The sequence below is a fragment of the Serratia rubidaea genome, assembly GCF_016026735.1.
Taxonomy (GTDB): Bacteria; Pseudomonadota; Gammaproteobacteria; order Enterobacterales; family Enterobacteriaceae; genus Serratia_B; species Serratia_B rubidaea.
The window spans coordinates 30,859-45,586 of the sequence record NZ_CP065640.1; the positions used below are offsets into that span (position 1 = coordinate 30,859).

The window sequence follows — 14,728 nt, forward strand, 5'->3', positions numbered from 1 at the left end:
GGGCTTGCCTGCTGCCCCGCCGCTAATGTAGAAATTTCTGACACCGTACTTGCTCCAGTTATTATTGTTGTTCACGCTGCGCGGCGGGCCGCATGTCCTGCCAGTGCGTTTCCAGCCAGCCGACGCACTCGGCGCGCTCCGCCGGGCCGAACACCGTACGCCAGCCGGCCGGGGCCGGGCTGAAGTCGGGCCACAGGCTGTACTGCTGCTGTGCATTGCACAAAATCAGGCAACGCTGCTGCGGGTCGTCAAACGGGTTCTGCATGTCCATCGCGGGCTCCTTGAATCAGACGAGGATTGGCGGCCGGCGTGGCCTGGTGGGCGGTGGCAAAGGTCGGCTGCCAAAGCGCCTGCAGGCCGTCCAGCAGGCCGCCGCGCCAGCACAGCGCATCGTGGCCGCCTTCAACCGCCCGGTAATGCACCCGGTGGCCGCCCCGGCTGAGCAGGGTCGCCATCTGGCCGCTGACCTGATGCACCAGCGGTTCATGCATGCCGGCTTCCATAAACACTTTCAGCGAACCGTGGTTGCCCAGCCCTTCTTCAACCTGACGCTGCAGCCAGCAGGCGTCTTCCGGCGGGGTCGGCAGCTGCAGCATATCGCGCCGCGGCCACCAGAAAGAGCCGGACTGGCTAACCACCGCGCCGAAACGCTGCGGCCAGTTCAGCCCGGCGTACAGCGCGGAGAGGCCGCCAAAGCTCTGCCCGGCCACCACGGTGCGCGCGGCCTCGGCGCTGTGCGGCGCCCACTGCGCCAACTGCGGCAGCAGCTCTTCCTGCAGCGCCAGCCAGAACTCGGCGTTACAGCCCAACTCCCGGGCGCGATGCGGCAAATCGATAATATCGATCAGCACATAGACGGCTGCCGGCAGTTGGCCCTCGCGGGTCATCCGCATCAGCGGGTCCCACACCGGCATCTGCTGCGCCCAGAACTGGCCGTCGAGCAGAATCGCCAGCGGCCGCTGCGCCGCATCGGCGTCGCCGGTGGTGTACACCCACACTTTGCGGCTGTTGCCGAGCCGTTCGCTGTGCCAGGTATGGTGCTGCAGACGCGCCGGCGCCGGCGGAACGCAGCGGCCGCTGGCGACGTCATAGTTGTCAAAATCGCGCCAGGCGGGCTGCGGCGGCGCTTTTGGCATATGCAGCCCGGAGACGATATTGCCGCCGGCGGCGGGCCAGGAGCGGTAAGGGTTCAGCAGGTCGTGCGTCGCCCCGGCGAACACCTGATGCCACCAGTGGCGTCGCGCATGCATATTGGCATGGGCATCCGCCCCGTCGACGCGCAGCGGCCGGTCATCCATGCTGGGAATAAAGCAGTAACTGCCGCGCCAGTCGGCGTTCAGTTCAGTTTGCCAGTACCACACATCACTGCCGCTCAGACGCTGCAGACTCTGCGGCGGATTCGGCTGATGATGGTCGGTCAGACAATTAATGTTGATCCAGACGCGCCGGTAGGCGGAGGTCAATTCGCAACCCTGCGGATCGCGCCAGAGGAAGGTCACCGTCCAGCGGCCGTTGTCGGCCGGCTCCACCAGCGGCGTGCCGCGCCGGGCTATCTCCAGCCACCAGCCATGGCTCCCGACGTGTTTGCTTGTTAATAACGTACTGCTTGCTGGCTGTTGTTCTGTTTTCAAAACACCCACTCACCTGGTCGTTGGCATAACACATTGTGCGCACGGAAAATATCCGGCTGCCCTACCGCATATATAGATACGGTAAATCGAATACTATTGATAATTATTTTCATTTGCAATAGTGTGTACGGGCCCATAAACAGGGCCGGTATTCTTCATCGGGGACGGATGCCGATTATTGACAGCGGGTCGAATGCCGGGAGCGTCTCCGGCTTATTCAATCCATGAATCATTGAAGACATAAAAAACGACAACCGGCTGCCCTGTCGGCATGAGCTACGCCGCAGGGATGGCAAAACGGCAGGAATTCACAATGAATCACGCACTTTCTCGTTATTCCCTGGCGACCTTGATCGGCCTGGGATTAGGCGCGTCCACTTTGGCGCACGCCGCACAGCAAACGGACACCCCCTCAAACGCGGAAAAAACCGCCGCCGCAGACGATAAAAAACCGGCTGAAGACACCATTTTAGTCACCGCCGCCAAGCAGAACCTGCAGGCGCCCGGCGTCTCCACCATCACCGCCGACGAAATCAAAAAGCGCCCGCCGGCGCGCGACATCAGCGAACTGGTGCGCACCATGCCCGGCGTCAACCTGACCGGCAACTCCACCAGCGGCCAGCGCGGCAACAACCGCCAGTTGGATATCCGCGGCATGGGGCCGGAAAATACGCTGGTGCTGATCGACGGCATGCCGGCCAGCAGCCGCAACTCGGTGCGTCAGGGCTGGCGCGGCGAGCGCGATACCCGCGGCGATACCGCCTGGGTGCCGCCGGAAATGATTGAACGCATCGAAGTGCTGCGCGGCCCGGCCGCCGCCCGCTACGGCAGCGGCGCCGCCGGCGGCGTGGTCAATATCATCACCAAAAAACAGACCAAAGAGCTCCACGGCTCGCTGAACGCCTACTACAACATTCCGCAGCATAAAGACGAAGGCGCCACCAAACGCACCGACTTCAGCCTGTCCGGGCCGTTGACCGATACGCTGAGCTTCCGCCTGTTCGGCGGCTACAGCAAAACCCAGGCCGACGCCCAGGATATCAACCAGGGCCATCAGTCCGCCCGCTACGGCGACTATGCCGACAGCCTGCCGGCCGGCCGTGAGGGGGTGATCGATAAAAACATCAACGGCCTGCTGCACTGGGACTTCGCCCATCTGCAATCGCTGGAGTTCGAATACGGTTACGGCCGTCAGGGCAACCTGTACGCCGGCGATACCCAGAACACCAACACCAATGATCTGGTGAAGGAGATGTACGGTAAAGAGGCTAACCGTATGTATCGCGAAACCTACGCCTTACGCTACCAGGGCGCCTGGGACAACGGCGTCAGCACCAATAACTACGTGCAATATGAAAACACCCGCAACTCGCGGATGAACGAAGGGCTGGCGGGCGGCACCGAAGGGATCTTCAACGAGAAAAACGCCGGCTTTAACGACACCGATCTGGACGATATCCTGCTGCACAGCGAAGTCAGCGTGCCGTTCGACATGTGGGTGCCGCAAACCGCCACGCTGGGCGCCGAGTGGAACCAGCAGAAGATGAAGAGCAGTTCGATCGTCAGCCAGGCGCTGCAGGGCGGCGATATTGACGGCGTTTCCAGCGCGGACCGCAGCCCCTACTCGTCCGCGCGCATTTTCTCGCTGTTTGCCGAAGATAATATCGAGCTCACCGACACCACCATGCTGACGCCGGGCATGCGCTATGACCACCACTCGGTGTCCGGCGATAACTGGAGTCCGTCGCTGAACCTGTCGCAGGAGCTGGGGGAGTACTTCACCCTGAAGATGGGCATCGCCCGCGCCTATAAAGCGCCGAACCTGTTCCAGACCAACCCGAACTACATCCTGTACAGCAAGGGCCAGGGCTGCGCCAACAGTTCCAGCGGCGTCGGCTGCTACCTGATGGGCAACGACGACCTGAAAGCGGAAACCAGCGTCAACAAAGAGATCGGCCTGGAGTTCCACAACGACGGTTGGCTGGCCGGCGTCACCTACTTCCGCAACGACTACCGCAACAAGATCGAGGCCGGTTATACCCCGATCAGCCGAACCAGCAACGGTAAAACCGATGTCTATCGCTGGGAGAACGTGCCCAAGGCGGTGGTGCAGGGTCTGGAAGGGTCGCTGAACGTGCCGGTCAGCGAAACGATCTCCTGGACCAATAACCTGACCTATATGATCGAGAACAAGAACAAAACCACCGGCGATTACCTGTCGGTGATTCCCAAGTACACGCTCAACTCCACCCTGAGCTGGCAGGCGACGCAGGATCTGTCGATGCAGAGCACCCTGACCTGGTACGGTCGTCAGAAGCCGAAGAAGTACAACTACAAAGGGGAAGCCACCACCGGCAGCGAAAGACGCGAGGTCAGCCCGTACGCCGTCGTCGGCCTCAGCGCCACCTACGACGTCAGCAAAAACGTCAGCATGACCGCCGGGGTCGACAACCTGTTCGACAAACGCCAGTTCCGCGCCGGCAATGCGCAGAACGTCGGCAACCCGACCACCGGCGCGATCAATATCGCCGGCGCCGGGGCGGCCACCTACAACGAACCGGGCCGCACCTTCTATATGAGCATCAACACCCACTTCTGATCGTGGGTCACGCCGGGCTGAAAACATCTTTCCCCGGCAGTGCAATGAAAAAACCGGTCGCCACGCTGACCGGTTTTTTATTATCGACGATCTCCACAACGAGTCCGTCATCTTTCGATGGCGTCAATAAACCCGCTTAAATCATCTGGCTGAAGTTCATCTGCGCCATCAGCTTGTAGTTATCGGCGTAATCCACCGGAATCGCCACCACCACCGGCCCCTGAATCTCCATCGCCTTACGCAGCATCGGCCGCAGATCGTCCACCGACTGGACGGCAAAGCCCACCGCGCCGCAGGATTCGGCGTAGGCTTTAAAATCAATCGGCCCGAATGACACGCCGGATTTACGCTGGTATTTGTTCACCTCCTGCATTTCCACCATGTTATAGGCGTTGTCCACCCAGATAACGTGCACGATATTGGTTTTCAGCCGCACCGCGGTTTCCAGCTCCATGCTCGACTGCATAAAGCCGCCGTCGCCGGAAATCGACAGCACCTTGTCCCCCGGCCGCACCAGCGCCGCGCCGATGGCCCACGGCAGCGCCACGCCCATGGTCTGCTGGCCGTTGGAAATCAGCAGCTGACGCGCGCGGAAGCTGTACAGATAGCGGGCGATCCAGATATGGAAGCTGCCCATATCCACGCACAGCGTCACGTCGTCGCTGACGATATCCTGCAGCTCCTTGACGATGCGCAGCGGGTGAATCGGCATGCCGCCGCGGCGCGCCGCGCGCTCGGCCAGTTCACTGCGCTGACGACCCAGATCGGCGAGAATGGTTTCCACCTCGGTCGGGATCGCCAGCCGCCCCGGCAGGCTGGCGCTGAGCGCCTGAATGGTGGCGCTGATATTGCCCACCAGTTCGACGTCCGGCCGGTAACAACAGTCAATCTCCGCCGGCTGTACGTCGATATGCACCAGTTTCAGGTGGCGTGCGCCGTTCCACATGCACGGGTCGTACTCAATCGGCCCGTAACCAACGCTGACCACCAGATCGGCCTTCTGCAGCAGCTGATCCGCCGGCTGGTTATTGAACAAGCCGACGCGGCCGGCGAAACGGGCAAAGTGATTGACGTCAATCGCCCCGGCCGCCTGATAGGTGCCGACCACCGGCATCTGCGTGCGGTACAGCAGTTGACGCACCGCCTCGCTGTTTTCCGGCCGGCTGGCCTGCAGCCCCAGCAGCAGCACCGGGCATGCGGCCTGCTGAATCAGCGCCGCCGCCCGCTGAATATCCTCGCCGGCCGCGGCGCCCATGCGCGGCGCGGGACAGCCGGCCAGCACCGGCGCGCTCACCGGCTCATTGACGATATCCATCGGCAGGCTGATAAAGGAGGCTCCCGGGCGACCGAACTCGGCGCTGCGGAAGGCGTTGGCGATCACTTCGGAAATCGCCGAGCCGGCGTGCACCTCGGCGCAATATTTGGTCACCGGGCGGAACATGCTGACGGTATCCATACTCTGGTGGGTCTGCTTGAGGTTATCGGCGCGTTTTACCGCCCCGCCCAGCGCCACCACCGCATCGCCTTCCGACGTGGCGGTCGCCAGGCCGGTGATCAGGTTGGAGCTGCCGGGGCCGGAGGTGACCAGCGCCACCCCGGCCTTGCCGGTCAGGCGGCCGACCGCCGCCGCCATAAAGGCGGCGTTGGCCTCGTGGCGCACCACCACGGTCTCAATCGACGGCGCATCCTCCAGCGAATCAAACACCCGGTCGATTTTCGCCCCGGGGATGCCGAACACGTGCTTCACCCCCTGCGCTTCCAGATTCTTCACCACCAAATCGGCGCCGCACTGCCAGTTTTCATCCGTTGTAAGCTGTTTCATGGTTCCACCTCATAAAGTAAAAAAATCGACCGCCGCTGTTGCGCCGCAGCCAGTACGGCGCAGGCCTGTTTAGCCTTCGGCAGAACGAATGGCGCTGTCCAAATCCTCCGGGCAGAGGTTGGTGCGCAGAAAATCCGCATCGTGCGGTAACTGAAGGTTGAGACGCGTGATCACGCCGAACTGCAAACGGCCCCGCTCCAGCTGATAATCCAGCACGTGGCCGCCGCCGTTACGGTCGTCGGTAACGAAATGCTCGTGATAGCCGGCCACGCCGATGCCCTGCATATAATCCGGCGAGCGAAAGCCCACCAGCGTGCCGCGACTCTGCGTAAAGGCGAAGGTCGGCTGCGCCTCTATCGCCTCCAGCATCGGCTTGTAGGGACGCTCCTGGCGCGGTACGGTGCGGGTTTCCACATGGCTGAATTCACCGTCGACGCGCAGCGCGCAGAACAGATTGGGCGAGGCCACCTGTTCGTCGATGCACTGATGCAGCTGGGCCTTGGTGATGGGACGTTCGAAATGCTGTGTGACGCTGGGTTTGAAAAAGGTCACCACGGCAAACGGCGTTTTTTGATCCTGCCGCGCCGGACGTGCGCTGCCGTCGGCGCGCAGCTGATGAATTTCCTGGTCAAAGGCGATCAGTTCGCCGTCGAGATGGTTGAAGGTTCCCAGACCGAAATCGCCGTGGCGCAGCAGTTCCGCGATGGTGACGTCTCCCTCGTACACCCCGCCGATCAGCGCGCTCATCAACGATATCTGGTAAATCTCCCCTTCGCCGGTGGTCGCCGACTGGCTGGCAAACCCCTGCGCCAAATGCTGCGCGCAGGAACACCCGTGGTTCTGGTTCATGCAATACTCCTCCACCAGCGCGGACATACGGCGTCCGCGCGTTTGCTATGCTGCACGGCCTGTTTCGTGTTGGCACGATTCAGCCGCCGGCAACAAAAAATCGACCGCCAGGGTCGAAACCACGCGGGCGGAAACAAATGATTAACATTATTAACCTTTAATTTCGCCAAGCCCGTCGTGATAAAAACGTTTTCTGGTGTTGAAGCAAAAAATGGCGTGCCGGAGGCTATCCGCCGCAACCACGTAACAAGTTATGACAGCAGTAATATTTATACATTTCTTCTTGATAAACCGGCGATTATGCCGTCCTATCGCCTTAAAAAGAGTAGGCTTAAGCCGCCGCGCTGAGAACCCTATATTCATAAGAAACGCTTTTGCATATAATGCAAAGATGAACGACACCCGTTATGCCGAACATTTGCCGATTTTTCTGGAAGTCGCCCGACTGGGCAGCTTCTCCGCCGCGGCCCGCAAGCTGGGTATGGTGCCCTCGTCGCTGGTGCGCCACATTGATACGCTGGAGCAACAGCTGGCGGTCACGCTGTTTATCCGCTCAACCCGCGGCCTGCAGCTGACCGACGCCGGCAGGATGCTGCAAAGCCGCGCTGCAGCGCTGCAGGCCGATATGCTGACCCTGCGCGCCGAGCTGCACTCACTCGGCGAGGTGCCGCAGGGCGTACTGCGCATCAGCTGCCTGCCGACCTTCGGCAAAACCTATCTGTTGCCGCTGCTGCCGGAACTGACGCGGCGCTATCCGCAGCTGGCGGTGGAGCTGGATTTCACCGAACGCCCCGCCGACCCCAAACAGGAGTCCCTCGACGCCGCGCTGCGTATCGGCGAGCAGAAAGACAGCTCGCTCTACGCGCGCCGCATCGCCACCCAGCGCTGGCTGATGTGCGCCAGCCCGGCGTACGTCGCCCGCTATGGCCGCCCGGATACGCTGGCCGACCTGCCGCAGCACCGGCTGATCGCGCGTTTGCATCAGCAACAGCCAACCTGCTGGGGGCAGATTCTCGACGCCGCGCTGCTGAACCGCTGCAACCTGGTGCTGCGCTGCGATGACTTCACCGCCCAGCGGATGGCGGCGCTCAGCGGTATCGGCATCACCTTCCTGCCCAACTGGGTAGTGGGGCCGGACGTGCAAAGCGGCGCGCTGTTGCCGCTGATGGACGACCCGCGCGGCGAGGAACAAGGGATTTATCTGCTGCGCCCGGTAGCCCGGGTTTCCGCCAGGCTGGCGGCCTTCACCGCGCTGCTGCAGCAATATATCGGCCAGCCGCCCAGCTGGGCCTGATACGCCGGGTTATTTCATCCTTCTTCGCTTCAGGGTACAGTAGCCGCAGCCAAGGAGACTTTATGCAGCCAGAGCAGCAAATTATTGAGTGGTTACAACAAGATGACACGCGGATGAACGCCCTGCGCACCGCACGCCGTCTGGGATTGAGCGACTGGTGCCTCGGCGCCGGTTTTGTGCGCAATCTGGTCTGGGATCGCCTGCACGGCTATACGCAGCCGACGCCGCTGAACGATATCGACGTGATCCACTTTGATCCGCTGCGCACGCAGCCCGAACGCGACCGTATGCTGGAAGCGCGCCTGCAGGGCTGGCTGCCGCAGCCCTGGTCGGTGAAGAACCAGGCGCGGATGCACCTGCGCGCCGGACGCGCGCCCTATCACAGCAGCGAAGACGCCATCAGCTACTGGACGGAGATCGAAACCGCGGTCGGCGCGCGCCTCAACGCCGACGACGGCATTACGCTGGTTGCGCCCTTCGGTCTGCAGGCGCTGTTTGCCGACAGCATTACCTTTAATGCCAAAAGCGCCAACGTTGCCGCCTATCAACAGCGCGTGGCCGATAAAGGCTGGCTGCAGCGCTGGCCGCGCCTGCGGCAGCTCGTCGGCTAAAGTTTATGCGCTGCCTGCCGATGATAGAGTGAACCCTCACCCGACGCAGGAGCAGCGCCATGATAAACAGCATCATCTCCCCCGTTCCGCTCAAACCGGCCCTGCCGGCGGTCGGCCATCTGGTCAGCGCGCCGGGCAAAACCGGCCAGCTGCTGATGGCCACGCCGCTGAATAACCACGCCGAGGCCGACAAGGCGAAAAAGAGCGACGGCAATCAGCCCGCCGCGCCCGTAGAACAGGGCGCGTCGGCGCGCATCAAGGCGCTGCAGCAACAGATTGAGGATTTACAGCAGCAGCTGCTGGCGTTAAAAGACGCGGACGGCGATGCCAAACAGATCGAACAGCAAAAACAGCTGATTCAGGCGCGCATCGCCATGCTGCAGGCGGAGATCGCGCGCATCCGCAAAGAAGAGTTGGAAAAACAGCAGGCAGAGCAGATGAAGGTGGCCGACGGCGTCAACCGCCCAACGCCGCACAACGCGCTGGACGTCTATATCTGACGTTAACCGGCCGGCTGCCGTTGACGCTGCTGTTGCAGCAGCGCCGCCTGCTCCCGCACCACCTGCCAGACCGCCTCCGCCGCCGGCGACAACGAACGGTTTTTGCGCCGCACCAGCATCAGGGCGCGATGGATCTCCGGCTGCAGCCGTTTCACCCGCAGCTGCCCGCCCTGCGGCAGCGGCAACGCCAGCGCCGGGAAAATGCTGATGCCGATGCCCGCCGCCACCATCGGGAACAGCGTGGCCGGATGCCCAATCTCCTGCACTACCTCCGCCTCCACGCCCTGCTGACGCAACGCGCTGTCGATCAGCTGGCGGCTGCCGGAGGCGTAGTCCTGCAGCACCAGCCGGCTGCCGTTCAGCGCCGACCAATGTACCTGCGGCAGGTCGGCAAACGGGTGATCCTCCCGGCACAGCAGTAAAAACGGCTCATGCAGAATCGGTTCGCAATCCAGATCGATCGCCTGCACCGGATCGACCACGATGCCGAAATCCACCTCGGCGTTGCGGATGCTGTTCAACACCCACTGCTGCGCCTGATCGCGCAGCAGGATGCGGATATCCGGATACTGCCGCTCGCCGGCGGCGATGCACTGCGGCATCAGGTGCGCCGAAATGGTCTGGCTGGAGGCCACCCGTACGGTGCCGCTGCGCTGCACGCCGAAGCTGCGCGCGTCCAGCAGCGACGCCTGCAGCTCATCCAGCAGGCGCTCAACGCGATTTGCCAGCCGGCGCCCCGCGTCGGTCAGCAGCACTTCGCGGGTGGTGCGATCCAGCAGACGCACGCCGATTTCCGCCTCCAGCTCTTTCACGCTGTGGCTGACCGCCGACTGCGTCAGCCCTATTGCTTCGCCGGCGCGGCTAAAACTGCCGTGGCGCGCAATGGCGACAAACACCCGCAGCTGCTTCAGAGAGTAATTTATGATTTTCATTCATATATAAATTAAATAAATCAATTTTATTATTATATGCCGACGCGCCACACTATTGCCTATTATTTTCCCGCACGAGTTTAGCGCTATGAGATTTCTCCCCGACCGCTTCACCCTGACGCTGCTCGCCACCGTGCTGCTGGCCTCCTTTCTGCCGGCGCGCGGCGTGGCGGTCGGCTGGCTGAATACCCTGACCGTTGCCGCCATCGCCCTGCTGTTTTTTATGCACGGCGCCAAACTGTCGCGCGAGGCGATTCTCGCCGGCAGCAATAACTGGCGTCTGCATCTGTGGGTGATGTGCAGCACCTTTATCATTTTCCCGCTGCTCGGCGTGCTGTTTAAGTGGTGGTCGCCGGTGGCCGTCAGCCCGGAGCTGTATAACGGCTTTATCTACCTGTGCATTTTGCCCGCCACGGTGCAATCCGCCATCGCCTTTACCTCGCTGGCCGGCGGCAACGTGGCGGCGGCGGTGTGCAGCGCTTCCGCTTCCAGCCTGCTTGGCATCTTCGTCTCGCCGCTGCTGGTCGGCCTGCTGCTGAACGTGCACGGCGAAACCGGCGGCCTGCAGCAGGTCGGCAGTATCGTGCTGCAGCTGCTGGTGCCGTTTGTCGCCGGCCATCTGGCGCGGCCGCTGATCGGCAAATGGATCGACCGCCACCGCAAGTGGATCGGCAAAACCGACCAGACCTCCATCCTGCTGGTGGTGTACGCCGCCTTCAGCGAGGCGGTAACGCACGGCATCTGGCATCAGGTGGGCTGGAAGGCGCTGCTGTTTATTCTGCTCGTCAGCCTGGCGCTGCTGGCCATCGTGCTGCTGATCAATATCCAGATGGCGCGCTGGCTGGGGTTCAATAAAGCGGATGAGATCACCATCGTGTTCTGCGGCTCGAAGAAAAGCCTGGCGAACGGCATCCCGATGGCTAATATTCTGTTTCCGACCGCCAGCGTCGGGGTCATGGTGCTGCCGTTGATGGTGTTCCACCAGGTGCAGCTGATGACCTGCGCCATGCTGGCGCGGCGCTATCAGCAAAAGCAGCAGCGGCAACAGCAGCAGGCGGCGCAGGCGAAAGCCCTGTAAAAAAAACGGGGACGCCGATGCGTCCCCGTGGTCAACCGCGTTTCAGCGGTTTCACCAGCGCGTCCAATCCTTCAATCTTCAGCGCCAGCGTCATCTCCATCAGCATGCCCAGTTTGCCCTTGGGGAATTCGCCCTTACGGGCGAACCACAGCAGATACTCTTCCGGCAGGTCAATCAGCACCCGCCCCTGGTATTTGCCGAACGGCATCACCGTATTGGCGATTTCAATCAGGTTTTCCTTTTCCATCAGTCACCCAGCAGGCGGATCATTTCCGCTTCGTCGATCACCGCGATGCCCAGCTCCTGCGCCTTGGCCAGCTTGGAGCCGGCGGCCTCGCCGGCGATCACCAGATCGGTTTTTTTCGAGACGCTGCCGCTGACTTTCGCCCCCAGCGCCGTCAGGCGGTCTTTAGCCTCATCGCGCGACAGCTGGCTCAGCGAGCCGGTCAGCACCACGGTTTTACCGGCGAACGGGCTGTCGATCTCTTCTGCCGCCACCACTACCGGCGCCGGCCAGCTGATGCCGATCTCCGCGCTGACCAGTTTGTCGATTACCTGCTGATTCAGCGCTTCGGCAAAGAAATTCACCACGTGCTTCGCCACCACTTCGCCCACGTCCGGCACCAGTTTCAGCGCCTCGATGTCCGCCGCACGCAGCGCGTCCAGCGAGCCGAAGTGCGCCGCCAGGTTGGCCGCCGTCGCTTCGCCGACCTCGCGGATGCCCAGCGCATACAGGAAACGGGCGAAGGTGGTCTGTTTGGACTTCTCCAGCGCGTTCACCAGGTTCTGCGCCGACTTCGGCCCCATACGGTCCAGCCCGGTCAGCAGGCCGGCAGAGAGACCGAACAGATCGGCAGGATCTTTGACGTACTCTTTTTCCACCAGCTGTTCGATGATTTTGTCGCCCATGCCGTCAACGTCCAGCGCCCGGCGGGAGACGAAGTGCTTCAGCGCCTCTTTACGCTGCGCCGCACAGATCAAACCGCCGGTGCAGCGCGCGACCGCTTCGCCTTCCACCCGCTCGACGTCGGAGCCGCATACCGGGCAGTGCTGCGGGAACACCACTTCGCGCGCATCGAGAGGACGGCGCTCTTCCACCACCCCCACCACCTGCGGGATCACGTCGCCGGCGCGGCGCACGATCACCGTATCGCCGATGCGCAGCCCGAGACGCTCAATTTCATCGGCATTGTGCAGCGTGGCGTTGCTGACGGTAACGCCGGCCACCAGCACCGGCTCCAGCCGCGCCACCGGCGTAATCGCCCCGGTGCGGCCGACCTGGAATTCGACCTCGCGCACCTGGGTAATCTGCTCCTGCGCCGGGAACTTAAAGGCGGTGGCCCAGCGCGGCGCGCGGGCGACAAACCCCAGCTGTTCCTGCAGGTCGATATCGTCAATCTTCACCACCACGCCGTCGATATCAAACCCCAGCCCGCCGCGATCCTGTTCAACCTGGCGGTAAAAAGCCAGCACCTCGTCGCTGCCGCTGCACAGTCTGGCGCGATCGCTGACCGGCAGCCCCCAGGCTTTAAATTGCATCAGGCGCTGCCAGTGGCTGCGCGGCAGCTCGCCGCCTTCCAGCAGGCCGACGCCGTAGCAGAAGAAGGTCAGCGGGCGTTTGGCGGTGATGCGCGGATCCAGCTGGCGCAGCGATCCGGCGGCGGCGTTGCGCGGGTTGGCAAACACCTTGCCATCCTTGCGCCGCGCCTCTTCATTCATTTTTTCAAAGCCGGCCTGCGGCATAAACACTTCGCCGCGCACTTCCAGCCGGCGCGGAATATTGTCGCCGGTCAGGCGCAGCGGAATGGCGCGGATGGTGCGCACATTGGCGGTGATGTTCTCACCGGTGGTGCCGTCGCCGCGCGTGGCGGCGCGCACCAGTTCGCCGTCTTCATACAGCAGACTGACCGCCAGCCCGTCCAGCTTCAGCTCGCAGCAGAAGGTCAGCGCCTCGCTGCTTTTCAGCCGGTCCTGCACCCGCTTATAAAACGCCAGGAAGCTCTCATCGTCGAACACGTTGTCCAGCGACAGCATCGGCACCTCATGGCGCACCTGGTCAAACGCCGCCAGCGGCGCTGCACCGACGCGCTGGGTCGGCGAGTCGGCGGTGATCAGTTCGGGATGCGCCTCTTCCAGCGCGCGCAGCTCGCGCATCAGACGGTCATATTCCGCATCGGGAATTTCCGGCGCGTCCAGCACGTGGTACTGGTATTCATGATGGCGTAATTGGGTTCGCAGTTGATTGATTGTTTCGATTGTTGTGGCCATAGCTCACCATCAGAGATAAAAAACCCCCAGCGAGTGGGGGTTTCAGAAGACGTAATGTTCAGTGCGCATCGCAACCGTCAGGCGTTGTTTTCCAACACTTCACGAATGCGCGCCTTGTAACTTTCCAGCTTTTGCGGCGTCATCATGCGACGCTCGTCATCCAGCACCACGCCGCCAACGTCGTCGGCAATGCGCTGCGCCGACTGCAGCATCAGCTTGAAGTTCTGATTGGCGTCGCCGTAGGACGGCACCATCATAAACATCGACACGCCCGGCGTGGAGAAATCAGACATTGAATCCGGGTCGAAAGAGCCGGGCTTGACCATATTCGCCAGGCTGAACAGCACCGGGCCGCTGCCGGCCGGGCTGATATGGCGATGGAAAATGCCCATCTCGCCGAACTGGAAGCCGGACTGCAGCACGCTCTGCAGCAAGACTTCGCCGCCGATAACGCCGCCCTGATGCGCCGCAACGTGCAGCACCAGTACGGTTTCCTTGCGCTTGGCAGGCTCCGGAGCCGGCGCGGGTTCCGCTGCCGGTTCAGGTTCGGCCGGTTTGCTTTCCGGCTGCGGCGCAGGCGCGGCTTCCGGCGCAAAGGCAGGTTCCGGCTCTGCCGGCGGCAGATCGTCAACGCGCGGCTCACGACGCGGCGCAGGCTGCTCTTCGGCCGGTTCTTCAGCGGGTTTCGCTTCCGGCGCGTAGTCGTCCAGCAGCACATCATCGTAGTCCGGACGCTGAGACAGCGGCGCGGGCTGATGAGCAGCCGGCTGAACCTCGCGCGGCGCCGGTGCGGCCGCCGGAGCGGGCTTCGGCGCAGCCGTCGGTTCTTCGCGAGCGGCATCGAAATCGCCGAACGACGGCTCTTCCTGCGGATGGGCGGAGCGCACGCGCACTTCTCCCACGCCGTCGTCGAAGTCGTCGTCAGAAGTTGGTTCACGTTCTTTTTTAGAACGCTTGGCTGGGCGATCGCGGAAAAGGGACGAGCGTTCCTTACGGCTGGTCCACAGACCATGTAATAACAACGCTATTATGGCGATCGCGCCAACAACGATTAATATCAGACGCAAATCCTGCATCATTGCTATCTCTGTTGTTCCAATACATTGCCACCGCGGCAAACATTCACTCTTTAACTCTATTTGCC

13 protein-coding genes are annotated in these 14,728 nt (G+C 62.3%); 5 read left to right on the forward strand and 8 right to left on the reverse strand.

Annotated elements, in window-relative coordinates:
- Positions 1 to 61: 61 nt before the first annotated feature.
- Positions 62 to 271: an MbtH family protein gene (locus I6G83_RS00160; RefSeq protein WP_054306688.1), complete on the reverse strand. Its 210-nt coding sequence runs from the start codon at positions 269 to 271 to the stop codon at positions 62 to 64.
- Complete coding sequence (gene fes, locus I6G83_RS00165) at positions 249 to 1,631, reverse strand: enterochelin esterase (RefSeq protein ID WP_072186144.1); 1,383 nt, start codon at positions 1,629 to 1,631, stop codon at positions 249 to 251. The genes I6G83_RS00160 and fes overlap by 23 nt, the downstream gene beginning before the upstream one ends.
- 313 nt (positions 1,632 to 1,944) lie before the next feature.
- On the opposite strand from fes, the gene I6G83_RS00170 reads away from it, so the two are divergent.
- Positions 1,945 to 4,230 carry a TonB-dependent siderophore receptor gene (locus tag I6G83_RS00170; RefSeq protein ID WP_054306689.1) on the forward strand — a complete coding sequence of 762 codons (2,286 nt, stop codon included), beginning with the start codon at positions 1,945 to 1,947 and terminating at the stop codon, positions 4,228 to 4,230.
- 136 nt (positions 4,231 to 4,366) lie between these two features.
- Here I6G83_RS00170 and alsS read toward each other — a convergent pair whose 3' ends face one another.
- Together alsS and budA are read right to left on the reverse strand one after the other, a co-directional pair.
- Positions 4,367 to 6,052, reverse strand: coding sequence for an acetolactate synthase AlsS (gene alsS / locus I6G83_RS00175; RefSeq protein WP_054306690.1), 1,686 nt, complete (start codon positions 6,050 to 6,052; stop codon positions 4,367 to 4,369).
- Between the two features lie 69 nt (positions 6,053 to 6,121).
- Complete coding sequence (budA, locus tag I6G83_RS00180) at positions 6,122 to 6,901, reverse strand: acetolactate decarboxylase (protein WP_041411843.1); 780 nt, start codon at positions 6,899 to 6,901, stop codon at positions 6,122 to 6,124.
- A 391-nt stretch (positions 6,902 to 7,292) separates the two neighbouring features.
- On the opposite strand from budA, the gene I6G83_RS00185 reads away from it, so the two are divergent.
- From I6G83_RS00185 to I6G83_RS00195, 3 genes are all read left to right on the forward strand, one after another.
- Positions 7,293 to 8,195: a LysR family transcriptional regulator gene (locus tag I6G83_RS00185; protein WP_054306691.1), complete on the forward strand. Its 903-nt coding sequence runs from the start codon at positions 7,293 to 7,295 to the stop codon at positions 8,193 to 8,195.
- 62 nt (positions 8,196 to 8,257) lie between these two features.
- A complete protein-coding gene (locus I6G83_RS00190) occupies positions 8,258 to 8,806 on the forward strand; it encodes a nucleotidyltransferase family protein (protein WP_062779336.1) in 549 nt (182 codons plus the stop codon).
- 59 nt (positions 8,807 to 8,865) lie between these two features.
- Positions 8,866 to 9,306: a FlxA-like family protein gene (locus tag I6G83_RS00195; protein ID WP_054307307.1), complete on the forward strand. Its 441-nt coding sequence runs from the start codon at positions 8,866 to 8,868 to the stop codon at positions 9,304 to 9,306.
- A gap of 2 nt (positions 9,307 to 9,308) precedes the next feature.
- On the opposite strand, the gene I6G83_RS00200 is transcribed toward I6G83_RS00195, so the two are convergent.
- A complete protein-coding gene (locus I6G83_RS00200; protein ID WP_041412177.1) occupies positions 9,309 to 10,229 on the reverse strand; it encodes a LysR family transcriptional regulator in 921 nt (306 codons plus the stop codon).
- A 97-nt stretch (positions 10,230 to 10,326) separates the two neighbouring features.
- Between I6G83_RS00200 and I6G83_RS00205 the strand changes: the two genes are divergently transcribed.
- Positions 10,327 to 11,316, forward strand: coding sequence for a bile acid:sodium symporter family protein (locus I6G83_RS00205; RefSeq protein ID WP_054307309.1), 990 nt, complete (start codon positions 10,327 to 10,329; stop codon positions 11,314 to 11,316).
- A gap of 31 nt (positions 11,317 to 11,347) precedes the next feature.
- Here the strand turns inward: I6G83_RS00205 and I6G83_RS00210 are convergent, their stop codons facing one another.
- From I6G83_RS00210 to zipA, 3 genes are all read right to left on the reverse strand, one after another.
- The gene (locus tag I6G83_RS00210) at positions 11,348 to 11,563 is read right to left on the reverse strand and encodes a DUF3820 family protein (RefSeq protein ID WP_015673278.1); all 216 of its coding nucleotides are present in this window, start codon (positions 11,561 to 11,563) and stop codon (positions 11,348 to 11,350) included.
- Positions 11,563 to 13,584 carry an NAD-dependent DNA ligase LigA gene (gene ligA, locus I6G83_RS00215; protein ID WP_054307306.1) on the reverse strand — a complete coding sequence of 674 codons (2,022 nt, stop codon included), beginning with the start codon at positions 13,582 to 13,584 and terminating at the stop codon, positions 11,563 to 11,565. The genes I6G83_RS00210 and ligA overlap by 1 nt, the downstream gene beginning before the upstream one ends.
- A gap of 77 nt (positions 13,585 to 13,661) precedes the next feature.
- Positions 13,662 to 14,663, reverse strand: coding sequence for a cell division protein ZipA (gene zipA, locus I6G83_RS00220; protein WP_054307305.1), 1,002 nt, complete (start codon positions 14,661 to 14,663; stop codon positions 13,662 to 13,664).
- Positions 14,664 to 14,728: the final 65 nt, after the last annotated feature.

Coding starts and splice junctions, on each gene's coding strand:
- ligA (WP_054307306.1), bottom strand. CDS start 13,584: ATGGCCACAACAATCGAAACAATCAATCAACTGCGAACCCAATTACGC.
- I6G83_RS00160 (WP_054306688.1), bottom strand. CDS start 271: ATGGACATGCAGAACCCGTTTGACGACCCGCAGCAGCGTTGCCTGATT.
- I6G83_RS00210 (WP_015673278.1), bottom strand. CDS start 11,563: ATGGAAAAGGAAAACCTGATTGAAATCGCCAATACGGTGATGCCGTTC.
- I6G83_RS00170 (WP_054306689.1), top strand. CDS start 1,945: ATGAATCACGCACTTTCTCGTTATTCCCTGGCGACCTTGATCGGCCTG.
- I6G83_RS00190 (WP_062779336.1), top strand. CDS start 8,258: ATGCAGCCAGAGCAGCAAATTATTGAGTGGTTACAACAAGATGACACG.
- I6G83_RS00195 (WP_054307307.1), top strand. CDS start 8,866: ATGATAAACAGCATCATCTCCCCCGTTCCGCTCAAACCGGCCCTGCCG.
- zipA (WP_054307305.1), bottom strand. CDS start 14,663: ATGATGCAGGATTTGCGTCTGATATTAATCGTTGTTGGCGCGATCGCC.
- alsS (WP_054306690.1), bottom strand. CDS start 6,052: ATGAAACAGCTTACAACGGATGAAAACTGGCAGTGCGGCGCCGATTTG.
- I6G83_RS00205 (WP_054307309.1), top strand. CDS start 10,327: ATGAGATTTCTCCCCGACCGCTTCACCCTGACGCTGCTCGCCACCGTG.
- I6G83_RS00185 (WP_054306691.1), top strand. CDS start 7,293: ATGAACGACACCCGTTATGCCGAACATTTGCCGATTTTTCTGGAAGTC.
- budA (WP_041411843.1), bottom strand. CDS start 6,901: ATGAACCAGAACCACGGGTGTTCCTGCGCGCAGCATTTGGCGCAGGGG.